A 20,997-nucleotide genomic window follows, 5' to 3' on the forward strand; every position below is an offset into this window, starting at 1 on the left:
GGCTACTTCTGAAGTACGGATTCCTTGAGCGTATTGCCCGAGTCCACCACGATGAAGCAGTCCACTCGGCGGTCGCCTTTATCCCAGCTGGTGGAGCTCGGGTACACGTTTTGTTGGAGCAGCACATACTTGCTGGATGCTTCGTTGAGCAGCATCGTGCGGCAGATTTCGCGGCCCTTGTCCCGCAACGCGGTGGTGCCGGGAAAAGAGTCCCCGGCCTTGTAGCGGAAAATGGCGCCCAACTGGGCGGAATGATCAGTGTTGCATTCCACAACCCGCGCATGGCTTGCGTTGGAGTCGAAGTCGGCGAAGCAATCGCCCAACTGGTAGTCCTTGGCCGCCACGTCCGCCGGAAGGGTCCCACGGGTGGTGGACGTGGCAGGTTCGGGGCTGGCGTCGGCCACCGGACGGTTGGCCAGGGCTCCAACGAGGATCCAGATCACTATGCCGATGAGGATCAGCACAGCCAGCACGATCCCGCCGATGATGATCCGTTGCCGCGTCATGGCGTCAAGGGCGGTCCGCAGCGGGGACTCTTTTCCGTTGGTATCGGTGTCCTCCGGTTCGGTTTCGCCAGGCTCCGGATTCTCCGGATCAACGCCCGAAGTCCCCGGATCCTCGTTCCCTGCGCCGGGGTCTACCGGCGACTCATCGTCGCCTGTACCGTTGTTGCCCGGGAAGGTGTTGTCCTGGCCCATGTCTGAATGTGTGCCTCTCATGCGTGTGGCCCGATATTAGGGCGACTCTACCCAAGTTTTTCATGCCAATGAATGTTGATGCTGCCAGGTGGGACTGTGACGCTGCTTTCGCGAAGGTGGTGGCAAGCAGTTGCTCCAGAAAGCATGTAATCTAGACATACGACAAATTGACCAAACATTCCGGGGCCTCACCGATCGCCAAGGTGACCACCTCCGGTCCAAGTACAAAAGGGGGTCACGCCATGGGGCGCGGCCGTCAAAAGGCAAAAGCTACCAAGCAGGCTCGGGACATTAAGTACTACTCCCCGAACACTGACTATTCGGCCCTTCAGCGCGAGCTAACGGGTCCATCAAGTCGTGCGACGAGCCGATTCGCGGATGATCCGCCGGAGCCGGACTACTCGGCTTATGAGGACAAGTACGCACAGGACTTGGAAGACGATGACGACGAGGTAGACACCCGCCGTATCGGATAGCTGTCGCAACAATCAGGTGCCTTTCGGCATCGAGTTGCGTACCGCCGTCGTACACGAGGTCATTTGGCATCCCCGGATGCCACGCAAAACACAGAGCCCGTGGGGCGCGCCATGATTGGTGTGCTCCACGGGCTTTTTTTCGTTCCCTTTTCGTAGCGGTGTCCGCCGTGCTGTAGTCGTTGATAGTGCGCTCTCGGAAGTTATTGACAGAATGCGTTAGTGGACGCTAACGTATTAATCATGCTCGACCCACTGGAAGTTGCCGCGGAGCCGAATAGGCGGCGTCTGTTGCACATGCTTGCGGCGGGTGAGCGCACCGTGACGGAGCTGGCTGCCGAATTCACGGTGAGCAGATCCGCCGTCTCGCAGCACTTGCTGTTGCTGGAGCAGGTTGGACTTGTTGCGGCCCGCAAAGAGGGACGCAACCGTTTCTACCGCTTGGACAACGCTGGCATGAGGGAACTCCGGAAGCTTTTTGAGCAGTTCTGGACCACAGAGCTGGACATGCTCCTTGCTGACGCACAAGACTTCACCACCGACCGCCTTCCCACAACCGAGGAATCATCATGATTTACGACAAGACCGTTCTTCTTCCCCTCAACGTCGACCAGGCGTTCGAACTCATCACCCAGCCCGAAAGGCTCCGCCGCTGGCAGACGGTCGCCGCCCGCGTCGACCTGAAGGTGGGCGGCGAGTACCGGTGGACCATCACCCCGGGCCATCACGCAGCCGGAACGTTCACCGAAATCGAACCGGGGAAGCGCGTCGTCTTCACGTGGGGCTGGGAGCAGCCGGAAGCCCCTGCGGACAACGTCTCCACGGTGGCCATCACCCTTGAGCCTGCCGACGGCGGGACCACCGTGCGCTTGGTGCACGAAGGCCTTCCGACGCCGGAAGCCGTCGCCGCCCACGCCGAGGGCTGGAACCACTACCTCGACCGTCTCCTCGCCGAGGTCTCCACGGGCGATGCCGGTGCCGACGAATGGGCGGCTGCCCCTGCCGATCTCAACGAACTCACTTCCGCGGACGCCACGCTTGCCATCGTGCAGCGCGTTCTGGCGAACGTCACGGAAGCCGACGCGCAGACTCATACGCCGTGCGCCGACTTCAACGTGTCCCAGTTGCTTGACCACCTCGCCGGCTCGATTTCCGGCATCGCGAACGCGCTGGGAGCCGACGTAGCGGACGACGCCGGAAAGTCGCCTGAGGTGCGCATCGCCGACCTCGCCCAGCCCACGCTGGAAGCTTTCTACCGCCGTGGCCTCGAAGGCACCATCGACATGGGCTTCGCTGAACTGCCGGCCCCGATGGTCGCCTCCATCCTCAACCTTGAATTCCTGGTCCACGCTTGGGACTTCTCCAAGGCCCTTGGCCGCGAGCTGTCGGTTGCGGACGAGCTCACCGACTACGTGGAGGTCCTCGCCCAGAACACCATCAGCGATCAGGTCCGTGCGAGCGGCAGCTTCGCCCCGGCCCAGGAAGTCGCCGAGACGGCATCCAGCCTGGAGCGCTTGGTTGCTTTCACTGGCCGCGCAGTTCACGCATAGCGGGTTCCGAGGGGCCCGCGCTCGCCGACTGTTGTCAGTGTCGGACCCCCGTACTACTTTGAACGTGGTATCCGCCGGCGTACGCCGGCTACTCAACGAAGGGATAGCAATGCCGCAGGTTGATAGCTACAAGCAGGGAACTCCGTGTTGGGTGGACCTGTCGTCGTCGGACATTGAGGCTTCCAAGGCCTTTTACACTGATCTGTTCGGCTGGGAACTGGATGCAATGGATGCCGGCAACGGCGGCACCTACTACATGGCCAAGCTGCAGGACCGCTACGTCGCGGGCATGATGCAGCAGATGCCGGACATGGCTGCGGCCGGTGTGCCGTCCTTCTGGGCCAACTACCTTGCTGTCGATTCGGTTGACGAGGCCGCTGAGCGCGCGGCGGTGGCGGGCGGCAACATCCTGTTCCCGCCGGACAGCGTCCCCAACGGGAGCGGCCGCATGTTCTTCGCCGCCGATCCCACCGGGGCACAGGTTGGCTTCTGGGAAGCGGGCAACCACCACGGCGCCGGGTTGGTCAACGAGCCGGGCACGGTGGTCTGGAGCGAACTGCAGACGAACGACGTCGCCAAGGCCGTAGCGTTCTATGAGGCCGTGACGGGATGCGCCAGCGAGACGGCTGCGGCCGGCGACCTGCAGGAGTACACGCAACTCGTAGTCGATGGGAAGTCCGTGGCCGGAGCCATGAAGCAGCCCATGGAGGGCATGCCGCCGTTCTGGATGACGTACTTCAATGTGGCCGACGTCAACGAATCCGTGGCGAAGGCGGTGGAACTCGGAGCCCAGGTCTTCGCGCCTGCCTTCGATGTGCCCGGCGTCGGGCGCATGGCAGTTCTCGGCGATCCCGCCGGAGCAGCCTTCAGCGTAATGGCCGGCGAAAGCAGATAGGCCATAAACAACCAGTGCCCACCCCACCGCCGGATCGGCAGTGGGGTGGGCACTCGTTTGCGCTAAGAACCTTTAGGCGTAAGCGTTGACCAGGCGTACGGCGCCGCCGTCGACGCCCTTGGCACCCTGGACGTAGTCTGGGCCGCTCTTGTCCACGGACGCGGAATCCGCGGCAACAGTACCCATCACCCACGACGGCAGTCCGCGCTCGTTGAGGCGGGCAACGGCGGCGTCCGCGATCTCCGGCGACACGATGGCCACCATGCCGACGCCCAAGTTGAGCGTGCGCTCGAGATCGGCCAGCGGCACGTTGCCGAGCTCAGATACCAGCTTGAAGATGGCCGGCAATTCCCAGGTGGCGCGGTCAACCGTGGCCACGAGGCCCTGCGGCAGGACGCGGGCCAGGTTGGCTGCCAAGCCGCCGCCGGTGACGTGGCTGAAGCCGTGCACTGCGCCGGCTGCGGCGCCGAGGCCGGAAACCGGGAAGGCGCGGGCGAGGTCCAAGCAGTCGGCGGCGTAGACCCGGGTCGGTTCCAGGAGCTCTTCGCCCAGGGTGCGGCCGAGTTCGGAAACCTGGCGGTCCAAGGCCCAGCCAGCGTGGTTGATGACGCGGCGGACCAAGGAGTAGCCGTTGGAGTGCAGGCCGGAAGACGCCATGCCGATCACGACGTCGCCAGCGCGGACGCGGTCCGGGCCGAGCAAAGCGTCGGCTTCGACAACACCGGTAGCTGCACCGGCGACGTCGTACTCGTGCTCACCCAGCAGGCCCGGGTGCTCAGCGGTTTCGCCACCCACCAGGGCGGTGCCTGCCACGGAGCAAGCGGCCGCGATGCCGCGGACGATGTCCGCGATGCGCTCGGGGACAACCTTGCCGCACGCGATGTAGTCGGTCATGAAGAGCGGCTCTGCGCCGACCACCACGATGTCGTCCACTACCATGCCGACGAGGTCGAAGCCGATGGTGTCGTGGATGTCCATGGCCTGGGCGATGGCAACTTTAGTACCCACGCCGTCCGTGGACGTGGCCAGCAGCGGCCTCTTGTATGTGAGCAGCCTGGAGACGTCGTACAGGCCGGCGAAACCGCCGACGCCGCCGAGCACCGAGCTGTTGTGGGTCGCCTTGACGGCGTCCTTCATGAGTTCGACGGCGCGGTCGCCCGCTTCGACGTCGACGCCCGCGGACGCGTAGGTGATACCGGTTGTGTTCTCAGCGGCGGGGGATGCGGAGGTCATACAGACTCTTTCTTATCGGCGTCAGTCAGCAGGTTCTCAAACTCGGCGTCGGGTCCGGGATCGCAGCCCGTGGCACCGGGCTTGTTGGCGGGGTCGTCCGACGCCGGCAGCCCGCCGAGGTCGGTGCGCTCCAGGAGGTTCTTGCCCAGTTTGTCCGAACCCGGGAGTTCGATGGGGTACCGGCCCGTGAAGCAGGCAGTACAGAGGCGTTCGCGGGGCTGCTGGGTGGCGCCGATCATGCCGTCTTCGGAAATGTACGCCAGCGAATCTGCGCCAATGGCGTGGGAGATTTCCTCGATGGTGGCACCATTGGCGATCAGTTCAGCGCGAGAGGCGAAGTCGATGCCGTAGAAGCAGGGCCACTGTACGGGCGGGGAGGAAATCTTGATGTGGACGGCTGCGGCGCCAGCCTCGCGGAGCATCCGGACGATGGCACGCTGGGTGTTGCCGCGGACGATCGAGTCATCCACAACCACCACGCGCTTGCCGCGGATCACGGATTCGAGCGCGTTGAGCTTGAGCCGGATGCCGAGCTGGCGCAGGGTCTGCGAGGGCTGGATGAACGTACGGCCCACGTAGGAGTTCTTGACGAAGCCATGCGCGAACGGGATGCCGGATTCCTCGGCGTATCCGACTGCGGCAGGGGTGCCGGACTCGGGGACGGGGATGACGATGTCCGCTACCTGGGTGTTTTCGCGGGCCAACTGGCGGCCCATCTCCACGCGGGACTCGTACACGGAGCGCCCGGCAATCGAAGCGTCGGGGCGCGCGAGGTAGACGTACTCGAAAACGCAGCCGGCCGGCGTCGCCTCCGCGAAGCGCTGGGAACGGACGCCGTTCTCGTCAATGGCGATGAACTCGCCGGGCTCGATCTCGCGGATGAAGCTCGCGCCGACCGTGGCCAGGGCGGACTGCTCCGAGGCGACAACCCAGCCGCGCTCAAGGCGGCCAAGGCACAGGGGGCGGATGCCGTAGGTGTCCCGCGCTGCGTAGAGGGTGCCTTCGTCCATGAAGACGAAGCAGAAGCCGCCGCGGATCTTGGGCAGCAGCTCGAGGGCGGTCTGTTCGAGGGTCTTGCCTTCTTCGCCTTCGAGGAGGGCGGTGACCAGGGCGGTGTCCGAGGTGTTGCCCTGCTTCATTTCGCCGGTTAGCTGGCCGCCGTTGAGCTCGAGGATCATTTCCCTGAGTTCAGCGGTGTTCGTCAGGTTGCCGTTGTGCGCAAGGGCAACAGTTCCGGTGGCCGTCGCACCGAGGGTGGGCTGTGCGTTGGCCCAGTGGCTCGCTCCGGTGGTGGAGTATCGGCAGTGGCCGACGGCGAGGTGCCCGGTGAGGGTGTTCAGCGTTGTCTCGTCGAAGACCTGGGACACGAGGCCCATGTCCTTGTAGACATTGATGCGCTTGCCGTCACTGGTAGCAATACCAGCCGATTCTTGTCCGCGGTGCTGCAGCGCATACAGCCCGTAATAGGTGAGTTTTGCTACTTCTTCGCCCGGCGCCCAGACCCCGAAGACGCCACAAGCGTCCTGAGGTCCTTTTTCGTCGGGGAGAAGATCATGAGAAAGTTTTCCGTCGCCACGTGCCACTGGTCAATTGTCGCATGATGTTGGCGTGGTATTTTCCCTCGCGCGTCTTTGTGACCGGGATCCTATGCTGCGGTGTCGTCCTCGTTTGAGTCCGGCACGGACTCGACGACGGCGCGCCGGGAGCGCCGCACGCTGACCTTATCCAGGACAAGCGCGGCGATGGAACCCAGCAGCACGCCACCCGCGGCGAAGGCCACGAGGAAGAACCCGAAGACCGCCCCGGTGTCGAAACTCGCGTCGCCAGGGATCCCGTAGGCCACGAACGCGGCAACGATGATGCCAACAACCCCGCCAAGCGCCAGGAACGGGACGAACTTGGGAGCGCGGCGGACCGTGATCCCGCGGCGTTCGGGCCCGCCTTCGTGGGCGGAGCCATTCTGCGCCGCGCCGTTCTCTGGCGTGCCGCTGGCGGTGTTCGAGTCCTCAGAAATCATGCCTTCCAGCCTACCGTCCTCCGACTTTGGCTTGTGGTCTGAAGTCAGACCATTGACATATTGATGTGAAGTGGGTCACTATCGATGCGAGCGGTGTCGGCCCGTTCCCCCTCCGTTTAGAAAGAGAATAATCATGAGTGATCGTTCTACGGCAGCGAAGGTGCAGGCTGTGCAAGACGCAGATGCTGCGGCCCTCGCCGAGCTTGGTTACAAGCAAGAGCTACATCGCGGCATGTCCGGCTTCTCCAACTTCGCAGTCTCGTTTTCCATCATTTCGATTCTCGCTGGCTGCATCACCTCCTTCAGCATCGCGCTCAAATCCGGTGGCCCGGCCGCCATCAACCTGGGTTGGCCACTGGTTGGCGTCCTGGTCCTCTGCGTGGCACTTTCCATGGCCGAGGTCTGTTCGCGATACCCCACGGCCGGTGGACTTTACTTCTGGGCCGGCAGGCTCGCCAAACGGAACAAGCGGGCCTGGGCCTGGTACGTGGGCTGGTTCAACTTCCTCGGCGAGGTGGCCGTCACGGCCGCAATCGACTTCGGTTGCGCCACAACAATGATGGCTTTCGCGGCACTGACATTCGGCGTCGAGCCCACCGCCGGCGGAACATTCGTCCTGTTCGTCGTCCTCATGATCATCCACGCCCTGCTCAACAGCTTCGGCGTCAAGATTGTCAGTTTCCTGTCCAATGTCTCTGCTTGGTGGCACATTGTTGGTGTGGCAATTATTGTGGCGGCACTGTGGATCATGCCCACGAGCCACCAGTCCTTCGACTGGACAATGACGGCGTGGCACAACGAAACCGGCTTCACCTTCGGGCCGTATGTCTTCCTCATGGGCCTGCTCATGTCGCAGTACACCTACACCGGCTACGATGCTTCGGCCCACGTTGCCGAGGAGACTAAAAACGCCGCCATCGCAGCCCCCAAGGGAATTGTCATGAGCGTCGTGGTCTCCATCATCGGCGGTTGGATTCTGCTCTACTCGCTCGTCGCCGCAATCCCCGACGGGTCCGAGGACGGCCTTACCGCCCTCGCTGCAACGTCAACAGGCTTGCCGCCGGCGCAGATTTTCCTCGATGCGCTGGGCAACCCCGGCGTAGCGAAGTTCCTGCTCGCCATCGTGGTGGGCGCACAGTTCTTCTGCGGTATGGCATCAGTGACGGCCAACTCGCGCATGACCTACGCATTCTCCCGGGACAACGCCCTGCCGGGATCCCGCATCTGGGCCAAAGTCAACGCCCGCAGCGGCACCCCCACGAATTCGATTTGGCTCTGCGTCGGCTGTGCGATTGTGCTGGCTTCACCTGCCCTGTTCAACACCACCGCCTATTTTGCCGTGACGAGCGTCGCCGTCATTGGCCTCTACATCGCGTACATCACCCCGGTGTTGCTCCGCAGGCTCAACAAGAATTTCACCCCTGGCCCGTGGCATCTGGGCAAGTGGAGCCCCGTCATCAACTGGATAGCGATCGTGTGGGTGGCCATCATCGTGATCCTCTTCGTTCTTCCGCCGGTCGCAGATATCACCATCGACACCTTCAATTACGCACCAATCGCCGTTGCGGTGGTCTTCCTCCTTGCCACCGTGCTCTGGTACACCACGGGGCGCCGGACGTTCATGACAAGCGCCGAGCAGGAACACCTGACGATCGACGCCGATAAGCTGCTCAACTAGCACACCCGCGGGCCGCCGTCGTTTCTCCGCCGGCGGCCCTCCCAACAAGGAAGGCCACCGTGTTGTTCGCCGAACCGATTGAGTCCCCCCTCCTGGAGACGGTCTTGCTTCCCGCGCGCGGACACATGGCCTTCGAATCGTGTGTGGAGCACTTGGGGTCCGCCATTCAGTTGGGCATCTTCAAAACCGGCGAGCGCCTACCGCCGGAACGCGACTTGGCCGAGCGCATGCAGGTCTCCCGAGCGACGCTGCGGGAAGCGATCAGCGCATTGCGCGCAGCCGGTTTCGTCACGACCGTTCGAGGAAGGGGCGGCGGTACGATCGTCGAACCGGTCGGCAACGCTCGCCCGCCGGAGCGCCTTGACAACAAGGACCGGCAGGAAGAGATCAGCGACATCCTCATCTTCCGTTCGGTGATCGAACCGGGAGCCTGCCAGCGCGCGGCCTCGATGCGGCTGAGCGAGGACCAGCGCCGGCTTCTCATCGACTCGCTGGCCGAGGTTGAAAATGCGGGTTCACCGGTGGAATACAGGCAAGCAGATGCCCGCCTTCACCTGGCTTTTTCCGCCGTTGCGGGATCGTCCGAACTCAACAAGGCCAGCACCACCATCCAGACAAAGATCCACGAATTCCTGGCGGAAATCCCCTTTCTGCAAAGAAACATCGAACATTCAAACCAAGAACATCGATTGATCGTGCAGGCCATCCTCGACGGCGAGCCTGCAGCGGCCCGAAGCGTCATGGAATTGCATTGCGAGTCCACTGCCGCACTACTCAAGGGACTACTGAAATGAGCAGCACCATGAACGACATTTCGAACACTGTTCACCCCCGCAATGACCGTATGCTCACCGTTGAGCAACTCAAAGCGCAGATTGCCGAAGGCCTCATAGACACCGTGATTCTCGGCTTCACCGACATGCAAGGGAGGCTGCAGGGCAAGCTCCTTCACGCGCAGTTCTTCCTGGATTCCGTCCTGGACGACGGAACCGAAGGCTGCAACTACCTCCTCGCCGTTGATACCGAAATGAACACCGTGGATGGCTACGACATTTCGTCGTGGGAGAAAGGCTATGGCGACATGGTCTTCGACATGGATTTGGACACTATCCGGCTCCTTCCCTATCGCGAGGGAAGTGCGCTGATCCAATGCGATTTGTCCATGACCGACGGCACTCCGGTCTCCGTCTCGCCGCGCGCCATGCTCAAGCGCCAGACTGAGAAAGCCGCGGAACACGGCTGGAAGGCGCTCGCCGGAACAGAGCTTGAGTTTGTGGTCTATAACGACTCCTACGAGCAGGCGTGGGACCTGGATTACAAGCACCTCACTCCTGCCAACCAATACAACGTGGACTACTCGCTCTTGGGATCCGGCCGGGTGGAGCCGTTGCTTCGCCGGATTCGGAATGAGATGTACGCGGCCGGCATGACCGTGGAATCCGCCAAGGGCGAATGCAACTTCGGCCAGCACGAGATCGCGTTCAAGTACGACGAAGTCGTGACCACTGCGGACAACCACTCGGTCTACAAGACCGCGGCCAAGGACATCGCCCATGACATGGGCCAGTCCATTACCTTCATGGCCAAGCCGAACGAGCGCGAGGGCAATTCCTGCCACATCCATCTGTCCCTTCGTGGGCTGGACGACGAGCTGGTTTTCTGGGACAAGGCCACCGGCGCCCGGACCAAGACCTACGATCACTTCATTGCGGGCGTGCTGGCCACGATGCGGGAATTCACGCTCTTCTACGCTCCCAACATCAACTCCTACAAGCGGTTCGTCAAAGGCTCGTTCGCTCCGACGGCGGTGGCCTGGGGCCTCGATAACCGCACCTGTTCGGTGCGCCTGGTCGGCCATGGCCAAAGCGCGCGGTTGGAAAACCGGCTGCCGGGCGGGGACGTCAACCCGTATTTGGCACTGTCCGCCATGCTTGCTGGCGGTCTCTACGGAATCGAAAATGAGCTCGAACTCGAACCGGCAACAATTGGCAGCGCTTACACTTCGGGCGCTCCCACTGTGCCGACTACCATGCGGGAGGCCCGCGATTTGTTCGCCAACTCCGTGATCGCCAAGGAGGTCTTCGGCGAGGAAGTGGTGCGTCACTACGTGAACTACGCCGACGTCGAGCTGGCAGCTTTTGAGTCCGCCATCACGGACTGGGAGCTCCGCCGCGGTTTTGAAAGGCTTTAGGAGCAATGACTGAGAATCAGACGCCCGCCCCGGCTCCGGAATCAGTCCGGCGGCCTCGGATTGCCCTGACCACCTACCTCCAAGGTGCGAAATGGGGAGTTTGGGACGCGCCAGCGGCGGTGCTGCCGGCGACATATTTGGAGGCCGTCGTGGCGGCCGGAGGAACGCCCCTCCTCCTGCCGCCTATCGGCACTGATACTTCCGTACTTGACCTGGTGGATGGCCTCATTGTTGTGGGAGGGGCCGACGTCGATCCTGGAAACTACGACGCCGAACCCCACCCAAGCACTCGCAGCCAACCAGAGCGGGACGAGCACGATATCGCCCTGACGCTTGCCGCGTTGGAGAAGGGAATTCCGCTTTTCGCGATCTGCCGCGGTGCGCAAATCCTCAACGTAGCCTTGGGCGGAAACCTCATCCAGCATGTGCCGGATGTGCTGCCCGAGGCGAACTATCAACCCGCACCTGGGGTCCATGGCGAAGTTGACTTCGGTACTCGGCCGGGGAGCATCATCGCGGAGCTACTGGGCGAACGGGCATCGGCGCCTGTCTATCACCACCAAATCCTGGACCGGGTGGCTGAGGGGCTTTGCGTCACGGCCTACGCAGCAGACGGCACGATTGAGGCTGTTGAGTCCGTTCAGGGAAGCTGGGCGCTTGGAGTTCAATTTCACCCGGAACAGAACCCCTCCGATCTGCGCCTCTTCGAAGGATTCATCGAATCCGCCAAGAGCTACCGGGACGGCGAACCCTTCACTAGCCGCCTCGACTCATCCACGCAGTTCAACCCAACAGAAAAGAGCTGGGCGTGAGTGCCACAACTTTTGACATCATCAATCCGGCCACCGAGGAATTCCTTCAAACTGTTGAACTGGCTTCCCTTGCGGAGACTGACGCCCTCATTGCCCGCGCGGCGGCCGCCTTTGAGTCGTGGAGGAGAGTGTCGCCGTCGGACCGGGCACTGCTCTTGCGCCGGTTCGCGGCCGCCGTCGACGCCGATCTGGAGAACCTCGCGCAACTGGAAGTCCGCAATGCGGGACATACTGTCGGCAACGCCCGCTGGGAAGCGGGCAATGCGCGCGACGTTATCAGCTATTACTCGGCGGCTCCCGAGCGGCATTTTGGGCGGCAGATCCCCGTTGCCGGCGGCCTCGATGTGACGTTCCACGAACCGCTGGGCGTCGTGGGCATTATTGTGCCTTGGAACTTTCCCATGCCGATCGCGGCGTGGGGCTTCGCTCCGGCGCTCGCGGCAGGCAACACGGTGGTACTCAAACCCGCGGAACTTACGCCACTAACGGCGATCAGGCTGGGTGAGCTGGCGCGCGAGGCCGGCCTGCCCGACGGCGTGCTGACCATCATCCCGGGAAAGGGTTCCGTGGTGGGGGCGCGGTTCGTGACACACCCCGCAGTGCGAAAGGTTGTCTTTACCGGGTCTACCGGGGTCGGCAAGCAGATCATGGCCGGCTGTGCCGAGCAAGTGAAGCGAGTGACGCTTGAATTGGGTGGCAAGAGCGCGAACATCGTGTTCGCCGACGCCGACCTTCAGGCCGCGGCCGCCGCAGCTCCCGGCGGTGCGTTCGACAACGCCGGCCAGGACTGCTGTGCCAGATCCCGGATCTTGGTGGAAAAATCGGCCTACGATGCTTTCTTGGAACTCTTGGAGCCTGCTGTTCGGGCTGTCAAAGTTGGCGACCCGGCTGATGAAAGTACCGTCATGGGGCCGTTGATTTCCGCCCGGCAAAGGGACACCGTCGCAGGCTTCGTGCCTTCGGGAGCCCCTATAGCCTTCCAGGGCGACGTGCCCGAAGGGCCCGGTTTCTGGTTCCCGCCCACCGTTCTGGCTCCCGACTCCTTTGACGATCCGGCGGTGCGTGAGGAGATCTTCGGACCCGTCGTCGTCGTCGTGCCCTTCGACGACGAGGCGGACGCGGTACGGATTGCCAACGACACCGAATACGGCCTCTCCGGGTCCATCTGGACCCAAGACATTGGCCGGGCCTTGCGCGTGGCCCGCGGGGTGGATGCCGGAAACCTCTCGGTCAACTCCCACTCGTCGGTGCGGTATTCGACGCCGTTCGGCGGCTTTAAGCAATCGGGCCTAGGCCGTGAGCTGGGACCTGACGCGCTCGATTCCTTCAGCGAAGTCAAGAACGTTTTCATCGCGCACTGACCCACCAAACTTTGGAAGCCCCATCATTCAAGGAGAGATCACCATGACCGAATTCATTTCAAACCGACTTAAGGACCGCACAGCAGTCATCACCGGCGGTGGCAGCGGGATCGGTTTGGCCACCGCAAAGCGGTTCGCCTCGGAAGGCGCCAACGTGGTCATCGCCGATATCGATCCGGCAGCTGGAGAGGCAGCCGCAGCTGCCGTCGATGGCATCTTCGTGAAGGTCAATGTCACGGACGAGCAGGAAGTCATCGACCTCTTTGCCGCAGCCAAGAGCCACTATGGCAGCGTGGATATCGCGTTCAACAACGCGGGTATTTCGCCGCCGGACGATGCATCCATCCTCGATACCGGAATCGACGCCTGGCGCCGGGTCCAGGAGGTCAACCTGACCAGCGTCTATTACTGCTGCAAGTACGCGCTCCCGTACATGCTGGAGCAAGGCAAGGGCTCCATCATCAACACCGCGTCATTTGTGGCTGTGATGGGTGCGGCCACGTCACAGATTTCATATAGCGCTTCCAAGGGCGGCGTGCTGGCGATGACCCGTGAGCTGGGTGTTGAGTTCGCGCGCAAGGGTGTGCGGATCAACGCGCTGTGCCCCGGCCCGGTCAACACCCCGTTGCTGAAGGAACTCTTCGCCTCCGATCCGGAGCGGGCCGCGCGCCGTTTGGTCCACGTGCCCTTGGGCCGTTTCGCCGAACCCGAGGAGCTGGCCGCTGCGGTCGCTTTCCTGGCGAGCGACGACGCCTCGTTCATCACCGCCTCGACCTTCATGGTTGACGGCGGTATCTCGGGAGCCTACGTCACCCCGATCGACTAGCTTCCCTTTCATTTCCGTCGATTGCCCCGCCGGTTCCTGGCCGTCGGGGCAATGGACGGAAGGACTAGCTTCCTCGATACGTCGAGAACGCGAAGGGGCTGAGCAGGAGCGGCACGTGGTAGTGCTCGCCGTCGTCTGACACCGTGAAGTTCAAGTCCACCTCGGGGAAAAAGGTGTCGACGCCTTGCGCCTTGTAATACGGACCCGTTGCAAAGTTCAAACGGTAGCTGCCGCCGTCGACTTTTTCAGGACCCAGGTCCTTGATCCGGCCATCCGCATCGGTGGTGCCGCTAGCAACGTGCCGCCAGTTGTCGCCGTCGCGCACTGAGAGAACGACGGCGACGCCCGCCGCCGGGCGTCCGGATCCGGTGTCCAGGATGTGGGTGGTTATCTGGGAAACGCTCATTTGTTGGACACTCCTTCGTTGCTAACGCTGGTTTCGCTGATCACGCCGGCAATTCGCAGCAACGCGATTTCGCGCAGTTGGCCAGCCACAATGATGTCCTCTTCTTCCGCGGTGTGGGTGAGCCGTTCCTGGAGGGACGCCAGGATTTCCTCGGCTGTCCGGCCCGCGGCGCGGATCAGGAAGACGCGGCCGAACTTGGCCTCATACTCACGGTTGCCCTCGGCCAAAGCGGTGACGACGCCGTCGTCGCTGGGGTCGACGCCGGCCTGCTCGGAGCGGGACATCGCCGCTTCGGTGGTCTGGGCCTTGGGCCGTTCGCCGATCCGCGGGTGGTGGGCCATCGCCGCTGCCACTTCGTCTGACGTGAACGGCTTGGCGGTTTCCCGGGCGAAGCCGAGCAGGGAGTCCAGGCTGCTGAAGGGGCGCGCGTCGGCGATTTGCTCCACCCAGCGCTGGATGTCGAGGCATGGACGGAGGACGTCGATGGCGTCCGCACGGTCCACGCTGTTGAATACTTCAAGCTGCATGCTTGTTCATTCCTCGTGCGAGTGCTGGCATCCATGGTGTTGGCTATGCGGAACTCCGGCGATTCCTGCCGGATGGGCTTGTTTCGTTGGTGCGCGTCTCCGCGTTCCAGACCTTCCGCATCATGGAACTGTTATTTCAGCATACGTAATAGTGAATCCAAAGTCCGTCGTGGTGTCAAGAGAATACCGCACCCCGGTCCTCCGTCCCCCTCAAACGCTCGCTCACCTTTGGTGCTGTTTCCCGAAACGCTCGCTCACCTTTGGTGCTGTTTCCCGAAACGCTCGCTCACCTTTGGTGCTGTTTCCCGAAACGCTCGCTCACCTTTGCAGTCTGGTGGACAATGTCAGCAACGAGCCAAAGGAGTTCCGCCATGCCAGAGGTCCTGACTTCCCGGTATCTCTTCGGACCGGGTCCCAGCAATTGCTATCCGGAAGTGACTGCCGCGTTGGCCTATCCGGTGATCGGGCATCTGGATCCCGTGTTCATTGAGCGCCTGGACCGGACATGCGCTGGGCTTCGGACGGTGTGGGGGACTCGGAACGCTCGCACCTTGCCGCTGAGCGCCACGGGTTCAGGCGGCATGGAAGCTGCCTTTGTTAATACAGTGTCCGACGGCGACGTCGCGGTGATCGCCGTCAACGGCCTTTTCGGGGAGCGCATGTGCGAGGTTGCGCGGCGCTGCGGGGCCACAGTGGTGCGCGTCGATCACGAGTGGGGCCAACCCGTGGATGCGGAGCGGGTCCTGGACGCCCACCCGCATCCCAAGGTGATTGCCGCCGTCCATGCCGAAACCTCCACAGGTGTCCTGTCCGACGTCGGGCCCCTTGGCGCCGGCAAAGGCGACGCCCTCCTGATCGTGGACGCGGTGACGTCCATCGGTGGACTGGAACTGTTGGCTGACGAGTGGGGGATCGACGTCGGCTACGCCGGGACGCAGAAGTGCCTGGGAGTGCCCCCTGGATTGTCCCCCTTCACGGTGTCCGAGCGCGCTTTCGAGCGGCGCATCAAAGAGCCACGCTCCTGGTATCTGGATATCGGCCTTCTGGGTGGGTATGTTGGCGCGGCGAGTGGCAGGCGGACGTATCACCACACGGCGCCAGTGACCATGATCGCCGGGCTCGAAGCCGGACTGGACCGCATCCTCGCCGAGGGGCTCGCCGCTGTTCAGTCGCGGCACCGCGCCGCCGGGGCCGAGTTGCGAGATGGCCTTGAAGCGATGGGATTGGAGCTGTTTGCCGCCGAGGGTTCGCGATTGCCAAGCCTCACCACGGTCAAAGTGCCCGACGGCGTGAATTCGGCTGCGGTTCGCGCTTACCTACTGGAGAACTTCAGTATGGAGATCGGATCCGGGGCGGGTGCGTTTACGTCGACGGTTTGGCGGATCGGCATGATGGGCCCGAACGCGAATAGGGCCTCGGTAAAGCTCGTCCTTGGCGCGCTCGAAGAAGCGATCGCGAAAGCCTGATCCTCGCTTACCGATGGGGGCAAACCCTGAACGCTCGCTCACGTATGACGGCCAATTCCTAAACGCTCGCTCACGTATGACCAGAAAGTGCCGAACCGTCCTGCAGATCATCTGCAGGACGGTTCTTTGTTTTGGCCCGATATGTGAGCGAGCGTCGGCCCGGAAGACCATATATGTGAGCGAGCGTCGGCCCGGGAGGGGCTAGTGTCCGTTCGCCTGGGCCTTCATGGCGAGCATCTTGTCGAGGGGCTTGGCGTATCGTTCCTGGACGATTTTCAGGTGCAGCCAGCACTCCACGCTTGCTACGGATTCCATGGCCCGCGCCTTGTCCAGGACTTCGTACATTTCGTCCAGGGAACTGACGCCCACGGTAGCCACGAGGTCATGCCGGCCAAGGCAACTGGCGATGAATTCCACGCCCGGCGTCGCCGCGAAGAAGTCGATTGCTTCCTCGGTTCCGGCCGCCGTCGAGATCCCGAAGCCAAAGGCCATGGATCGGGAAGAGCCGGAGCGGCTCCGGATGGGGCCGATCTGCATGACGCGGGCTTCGAGCAGGCGAAGGACCCGGATCCTGGCGGCGCTGGCGGAGAGTCCGATCCGTTCACCGAGGGCTTCGAAGCCGAGTCGACCGTCTACCTGCAGTTCACTCATGATGAGAAGGTCAGTCTGATCCAACTCCAGTTGGGGATCCGGCGGCTCTTTGCCGAGGAAGAGGCTGCGGACAACTTCCTTGTACATCAGTACGTCCACGGCAGCCACGCCCTCGCAGAGGCGGATGGCCTCCACGTCTTCGTAGAGCCTTTCCACTGTCGGCAAGCGGAGCTCGGCGATGATGCCATACCGGCCCGTGGTGAGGGAAGCGAAGACGGCACCGTCCAGCTGGCTCAACGTGTCCAAGGCCGCGCGTGCGGATCCGTTGAGCTGGATGGAGATGTGTGCGACGGCGGTCAGGCCCAGCAAGCGCGGATGGACTGCCGCGACAATCCGCAGCTCTCCGGATGACGTGAGCTCATTGACCTTGGCCGTCACCGCAGAGCGCGTCACGCCCAGTTGCTTGGACAGCTCGCTGAACGAGGCGCGGCCATCGGCCTGCAGCAGGCGGATCAGCCTGTCGTCCAGATCTTGCATGGTCTTCACAATAACCGCCTTGTCTCTGGGCCGCGGCAACGGACGCTGAACCGGGGGTGCGGCGCCCCGGCGGCCCGAGCGCCGCCGTCGTAATCAATACTTTCACGAGTCAAGCGATGGGCGAGTGTTTTGGATCAATAAGTCATCATCACCGTACAAAAACTGTGTCACAGCAGTATTAAACAACGGATTCGCTTGATTAACGCAGGATATTCGCTAGCATCGTGATCAGCGCCACATCGGCGTACTCCGACTCGCGTTTCCACGCGACCCCAACAGTCATTGGAGATCTGCACATGCTCAAGATCACGAAACCCGCCTTGGCGGCCGCGGCGTTGGCCCTGTTGTTGAGCGGCTGCTCCGCGGCAGCTTCCCCCAGTTCCACGGGCCCAGCATCGGCCACCGCGCCGAAGGGACTCGCCTCGAGCGGCAAGCTCACCCTGTGTATCGACCCCGAATACGCGCCGCTCGAGTACTACGCCAACGGCTCAAGCGGTGACATCGTGGGGTTCGACGCCGATGCCGCCCGCGCGCTGGCCAAGCACTGGGGCGTGGATGCCAAGTTCGAAGTGACCACCTTCGATGGCCTCATGCCGGGACTCCAAACCCGCCGCTGCGACGCAATTTTCGGCGGCCTGTACATGAGCAAGGCCCGGCTGGACGTCGCCGACGCCTCAGCCGTCATGAACGCCGGACCCGCAATCCTCTCGGCACCAAGCAGCGCCGGGAATTACAAGACGGCGCTGGACTTGTGCGGCCACTCCGTCGCAGCGCAGAGTGCCTCCGCCAACGCCGCGCGCATCACCGCGCTCAAGGATGAGTGCAAGAAGGCCGGCAAGGACGAGCCCAAGCTCACCGAATACCCCAAGACTGCTGAAACCGTGCTTGCGGTCCTCAACGGCAAGTCCGAGGCCCTGATCGAGACCAATGTGGCAGCCGCTTACATGGCAGCCCAGAACGACGGCAAGCTCACAGTGGCCCCGGGAGTCTTCCCCGCGGACACCACGTTCGGCGTGTTCACCCGCAAGAACGATCCGCTGTCTCCCGCCATCGCGCAGGGGCTGAAGGAACTCCACCAGGACGGCACCCTGGCCAAGATCGCCAAGGACAACAAGCTCGATCCCACGATCGTCGACGTCCCCTAGCCGCCCCCGCGGGGGCCGCAACCATGCTGCGGCCCCCGCCCCCTAACGCGAAAGGAGTTGGTGATGGAGTTCGATGTCAACATCTTCGTCCAACAACTCGTGAACCCTAGCTACGTGTCCGGGGCTTTCCTCTCCGTCGCCGTCGCGGTGCTTTCACTTGTCCTGGCCACGGCCATCGGCTTTGCCGTTGCCCTGGGACGCACGTCCCGCAGCCGGATAGCCCAAGGCGTCGCAGGAATCTATACCTGGTTCTTCCGGGCCATCCCCGCGCTGCTTGTCTTGCTCATCATCTGGAACGCCTTGCCGCAGCTTTTCCCCGTCCTGCGCCAGGATTGGTTCTCCCCGTTCATTGCCGCGTTCATCGGCCTGGGCATCGTGGAAGCCGCCTTCATGGCAGAGATCATCCGTTCGGCACTGCTCAGCATCGACGAAGGCCAGGCACTGGCCGGCCGCGCTCTTGGAATGTCTCCGGTCAAGGTCATGCTCAAAGTTGTCCTGCCGCAGGCCATCCGCACGGCACTGCCTCCCACTGGCAACGAGTTCATCGGCTTGGTGAAGTTCTCCTCGCTGGCCTCGGTCATTTCCTTGCAGGAATTGCTCACCACGGCGCAGGTGGGCGTGAACATCACGTTCCGCTATGCCGAGTACTACGCCGCGGCGATCGTCTACTACCTCATCATCGTCAGCCTTCTGACGCTTCTCCAGAGCTATGTGGAGAGGAAATTCGTCTGGACCTCACGGTCCAAATCCAAGAAGCCTTCCGTCCTGGAACCAGTCGGCCAAGGAGTGCAGTCATGACCCACAGCGGCCCGGAACTCAAACAGGAAACCTGGTCCACCAACGATCCCGTACTGAGCGTGCGGAGTCTCCACAAGAGCTACCAGGACCAGCACGTCCTGCGTGGGGTCGAATTCGATATCCACCAGGGACAAGTCAAGGCGGTGCTGGGTCCTTCCGGTTCCGGCAAGTCCACGATGTTGCGCCTGATGGCGCTACTTGAGCCAGCCGACGACGGCGAGATCCGCCTCCGCGGGCGACGCATCGGCGTACGCGAGAAAGCAAGAGGGGCCGTGGCCCTGCCGGAACGCGAGCTCGCCAAAGAGCGCCGCAATATTGGCATGGTCTTCCAGAAGTTCAACTTGTTCCCGCATTTGACAGCTTGCCGCAACGTGATGCTCGGGCTAACTTCCGTCAAGGGCGTCCATCACAAGGAAGCCGAGGAACAGGCGATGGCGATGCTCCAACGCGTGGGGCTTTCGCACCGGGCAGGACATTTCCCCTCGGAGCTTTCCGGTGGCCAGCAGCAACGTGTAGCCATCGCCCGTGCTTTGGTGATGAACCCCGACGTCCTCCTCTTCGACGAGCCAACCTCCGCTCTGGACCCCGAACTGGTGGGCGAAGTCCTGGACGTCATGGAAAGCCTGGCCAACGACGGCATGACCATGATCGTGGTCACCCACGAGGTCCGTTTCGCGCGGCGGGTAGCTGATGAAGTTACCCTGTTCGACAGTGGGGTGATCGTGGAGCAGGCTACTCCGGACGAGTTCTTCGACAACCCCCAGCACCAACGCACCAGGAAGTTCTTGAGCCATGTCCACTAAGCACCGCCCGCTCGCCGTCTATACGGACATGGAAGACCTCGATTACTCGGCCGGCGCCGCCCTGCTCGAAAACAACGGTTACGAGGTCCGGTATCTCGGCACCCAGGACCCCGCGGTCATCGCGGAGCAAGCGAAGGAAGCAGAAGCCCTGCTGGTCGGCTACGCCACGGTGACTGCGGAGGTCATGGACGCCATCCCGGGCTTGAAAATCATTGCCCTTGTCTCGATGGGTTTCGACAACGTCGACCTTGATGCCGCCAAGGAGCGCGGCATTTGGGTCAGCAACCTTCCCGGGGTCGCCACCGAGGAGGTTGCTTCGCACGCGCTTGCGCTTGCCCTGGCGGTCACGCGAGAAATCCCGTTCTTCCAGGGACGCGTGGCCGAAGGGGATTGGAACACCCGCCCGGAAAGCACCGTGTTCCGGCTCAGCCAGGAGCGGCTGGGGCTTATTGGGCTCGGGCGGATCGGCAGCCGCCTCGGGGAGCTCGCCTCCAGCGTCTTCGGAGAGGTCATCGGCTATGACCCCTACCTCCCGGACACCCCAGCCACGAGGGAAATGTTGGCGAAAGCGGGCATCCGCCGGACTGGCCTGGAAGACGTCCTCGCCGAGTCCGCCGTCGTGTCTTTGCACATGCCGCTCTCGGAGGAAACGCACCACGTCATCAACGCTGAGAGCCTCGCGGCGATGCGGCCGGGGAGCTATCTGGTGAACGTCAGCCGCGGTCAGCTGATCGACAACGATGCCCTCCGCGCGGCCGTCGACTCCGGCCACATTCGTGGAGCGGCGCTGGACGTGCTCGACGTCGAACCCGCACCTGCCGACCACCCGCTCATGGGCCACGCTCGGATCCTGGTGACGCCGCATGTCGGCTTCCTTTCGGATCACACGCTGGCCGAATACGTCAGGATCCAGGCGCAGAACGTCATCTCGCAAGCCCGCACGGGTGCACCGGACACTCCGTTGTTCGAGCTGGAACCCGCCCGCTGAGC

General features: G+C 62.9%; 22 protein-coding genes. 15 read left to right on the forward strand and 7 right to left on the reverse strand.

The genetic code is table 11. The features are described 5' to 3' along the window. Window positions 1-2 precede the first annotated feature (2 nt). Window positions 3-698 carry a septum formation family protein gene (locus AC1DLO_RS19165; RefSeq protein ID WP_476891306.1) on the reverse strand — a complete coding sequence of 232 codons (696 nt, stop codon included), beginning with the start codon at window positions 696-698 and terminating at the stop codon, window positions 3-5. Window positions 699-940: 242 nt separating this feature from the next. Here AC1DLO_RS19165 and AC1DLO_RS19170 point away from each other — a divergent pair, with 242 nt between their 5' ends. The 4 genes from AC1DLO_RS19170 (at window position 941) to AC1DLO_RS19185 (ending at window position 3,616) form a co-directional block, all read left to right on the forward strand. Next, complete coding sequence (locus tag AC1DLO_RS19170; RefSeq protein WP_028265518.1) at window positions 941-1,174, forward strand: DUF3073 domain-containing protein; 234 nt, start codon at window positions 941-943, stop codon at window positions 1,172-1,174. A 240-nt stretch (window positions 1,175-1,414) separates the two neighbouring features. Next, a complete protein-coding gene (locus tag AC1DLO_RS19175) occupies window positions 1,415-1,744 on the forward strand; it encodes an ArsR/SmtB family transcription factor (protein WP_476891307.1) in 330 nt (109 codons plus the stop codon). Next, a complete protein-coding gene (locus tag AC1DLO_RS19180) occupies window positions 1,741-2,721 on the forward strand; it encodes a TIGR03086 family metal-binding protein (RefSeq protein ID WP_476891308.1) in 981 nt (326 codons plus the stop codon). Before AC1DLO_RS19175 ends, AC1DLO_RS19180 begins: the two co-directional genes overlap by 4 nt. Before the next feature lie 109 nt (window positions 2,722-2,830). Then, window positions 2,831-3,616 (forward strand): VOC family protein, encoded by a 786-nt coding sequence (locus AC1DLO_RS19185; RefSeq protein WP_476891309.1) that lies wholly within the window; start codon window positions 2,831-2,833, stop codon window positions 3,614-3,616. 72 nt (window positions 3,617-3,688) lie between these two features. On the opposite strand, the gene purM is transcribed toward AC1DLO_RS19185, so the two are convergent. The 3 genes from purM to AC1DLO_RS19200 form a co-directional block, all read right to left on the reverse strand. Then, a complete protein-coding gene (gene purM, locus AC1DLO_RS19190) occupies window positions 3,689-4,849 on the reverse strand; it encodes a phosphoribosylformylglycinamidine cyclo-ligase (protein WP_476891310.1) in 1,161 nt (386 codons plus the stop codon). Then, the gene (purF, locus tag AC1DLO_RS19195) at window positions 4,846-6,432 is read right to left on the reverse strand and encodes an amidophosphoribosyltransferase (RefSeq protein WP_476891311.1); all 1,587 of its coding nucleotides are present in this window, start codon (window positions 6,430-6,432) and stop codon (window positions 4,846-4,848) included. The genes purM and purF overlap by 4 nt, the downstream gene beginning before the upstream one ends. A 62-nt stretch (window positions 6,433-6,494) precedes the next feature. Further along, window positions 6,495-6,866, reverse strand: coding sequence for a hypothetical protein (locus tag AC1DLO_RS19200; RefSeq protein WP_476891312.1), 372 nt, complete (start codon window positions 6,864-6,866; stop codon window positions 6,495-6,497). 133 nt (window positions 6,867-6,999) lie between these two features. Here AC1DLO_RS19200 and AC1DLO_RS19205 point away from each other — a divergent pair, with 133 nt between their 5' ends. The 6 genes from AC1DLO_RS19205 to AC1DLO_RS19230 all read left to right on the forward strand — a co-directional run bounded on the left by AC1DLO_RS19205 (window position 7,000) and on the right by AC1DLO_RS19230 (window position 13,734). After that, window positions 7,000-8,544: an amino acid permease gene (locus tag AC1DLO_RS19205; RefSeq protein ID WP_476891313.1), complete on the forward strand. Its 1,545-nt coding sequence runs from the start codon at window positions 7,000-7,002 to the stop codon at window positions 8,542-8,544. A gap of 125 nt (window positions 8,545-8,669) precedes the next feature. Then, entirely contained in the window at window positions 8,670-9,338 is a 669-nt protein-coding gene (locus AC1DLO_RS19210) for a FadR/GntR family transcriptional regulator (protein ID WP_476891332.1), read from the forward strand. Further along, window positions 9,335-10,735: a glutamine synthetase family protein gene (locus tag AC1DLO_RS19215; protein WP_476891314.1), complete on the forward strand. Its 1,401-nt coding sequence runs from the start codon at window positions 9,335-9,337 to the stop codon at window positions 10,733-10,735. The genes AC1DLO_RS19210 and AC1DLO_RS19215 overlap by 4 nt, the downstream gene beginning before the upstream one ends. Window positions 10,736-10,740: 5 nt before the next feature. Then, window positions 10,741-11,547: a gamma-glutamyl-gamma-aminobutyrate hydrolase family protein gene (locus tag AC1DLO_RS19220; protein ID WP_476891315.1), complete on the forward strand. Its 807-nt coding sequence runs from the start codon at window positions 10,741-10,743 to the stop codon at window positions 11,545-11,547. Continuing rightward, window positions 11,544-12,908 (forward strand): aldehyde dehydrogenase family protein, encoded by a 1,365-nt coding sequence (locus AC1DLO_RS19225; RefSeq protein ID WP_476891316.1) that lies wholly within the window; start codon window positions 11,544-11,546, stop codon window positions 12,906-12,908. The genes AC1DLO_RS19220 and AC1DLO_RS19225 overlap by 4 nt, the downstream gene beginning before the upstream one ends. Before the next feature lie 43 nt (window positions 12,909-12,951). Further along, complete coding sequence (locus AC1DLO_RS19230) at window positions 12,952-13,734, forward strand: 3-oxoacyl-ACP reductase (protein ID WP_265979871.1); 783 nt, start codon at window positions 12,952-12,954, stop codon at window positions 13,732-13,734. 64 nt (window positions 13,735-13,798) lie between these two features. On the opposite strand, the gene uraH is transcribed toward AC1DLO_RS19230, so the two are convergent. Both uraH and uraD read right to left on the reverse strand, forming a co-directional pair. After that, window positions 13,799-14,140, reverse strand: a complete 342-nt coding sequence (gene uraH, locus AC1DLO_RS19235; protein WP_476891317.1) for a hydroxyisourate hydrolase — start codon at window positions 14,138-14,140, stop codon at window positions 13,799-13,801. Further along, window positions 14,137-14,667, reverse strand: a complete 531-nt coding sequence (gene uraD / locus AC1DLO_RS19240; RefSeq protein ID WP_476891318.1) for a 2-oxo-4-hydroxy-4-carboxy-5-ureidoimidazoline decarboxylase — start codon at window positions 14,665-14,667, stop codon at window positions 14,137-14,139. Before uraD ends, uraH begins: the two co-directional genes overlap by 4 nt. 371 nt (window positions 14,668-15,038) lie before the next feature. On the opposite strand from uraD, the gene AC1DLO_RS19245 reads away from it, so the two are divergent. Further along, window positions 15,039-16,133 carry a pyridoxal-phosphate-dependent aminotransferase family protein gene (locus AC1DLO_RS19245; RefSeq protein WP_476891319.1) on the forward strand — a complete coding sequence of 365 codons (1,095 nt, stop codon included), beginning with the start codon at window positions 15,039-15,041 and terminating at the stop codon, window positions 16,131-16,133. A 201-nt stretch (window positions 16,134-16,334) separates the two neighbouring features. Here the strand turns inward: AC1DLO_RS19245 and AC1DLO_RS19250 are convergent, their stop codons facing one another. Next, window positions 16,335-17,261 (reverse strand): Lrp/AsnC family transcriptional regulator, encoded by a 927-nt coding sequence (locus AC1DLO_RS19250; protein WP_476891333.1) that lies wholly within the window; start codon window positions 17,259-17,261, stop codon window positions 16,335-16,337. 224 nt (window positions 17,262-17,485) lie between these two features. Between AC1DLO_RS19250 and AC1DLO_RS19255 the strand changes: the two genes are divergently transcribed. The 4 genes from AC1DLO_RS19255 to AC1DLO_RS19270 all read left to right on the forward strand — a co-directional run bounded on the left by AC1DLO_RS19255 (window position 17,486) and on the right by AC1DLO_RS19270 (window position 20,995). After that, complete coding sequence (locus tag AC1DLO_RS19255) at window positions 17,486-18,406, forward strand: transporter substrate-binding domain-containing protein (protein WP_184741912.1); 921 nt, start codon at window positions 17,486-17,488, stop codon at window positions 18,404-18,406. Window positions 18,407-18,469: 63 nt separating this feature from the next. Beyond that, the gene (locus tag AC1DLO_RS19260; RefSeq protein ID WP_184741911.1) at window positions 18,470-19,204 is read left to right on the forward strand and encodes an amino acid ABC transporter permease; all 735 of its coding nucleotides are present in this window, start codon (window positions 18,470-18,472) and stop codon (window positions 19,202-19,204) included. Beyond that, window positions 19,201-20,007, forward strand: a complete 807-nt coding sequence (locus tag AC1DLO_RS19265) for an amino acid ABC transporter ATP-binding protein (RefSeq protein ID WP_476891320.1) — start codon at window positions 19,201-19,203, stop codon at window positions 20,005-20,007. The genes AC1DLO_RS19260 and AC1DLO_RS19265 overlap by 4 nt, the downstream gene beginning before the upstream one ends. Further along, window positions 19,997-20,995 carry a C-terminal binding protein gene (locus AC1DLO_RS19270; RefSeq protein WP_476891321.1) on the forward strand — a complete coding sequence of 333 codons (999 nt, stop codon included), beginning with the start codon at window positions 19,997-19,999 and terminating at the stop codon, window positions 20,993-20,995. Before AC1DLO_RS19265 ends, AC1DLO_RS19270 begins: the two co-directional genes overlap by 11 nt. The last annotated feature ends 2 nt before the right edge of the window (window positions 20,996-20,997 follow it).

The organism is Arthrobacter sp. 01T419, assembly GCF_056398865.1.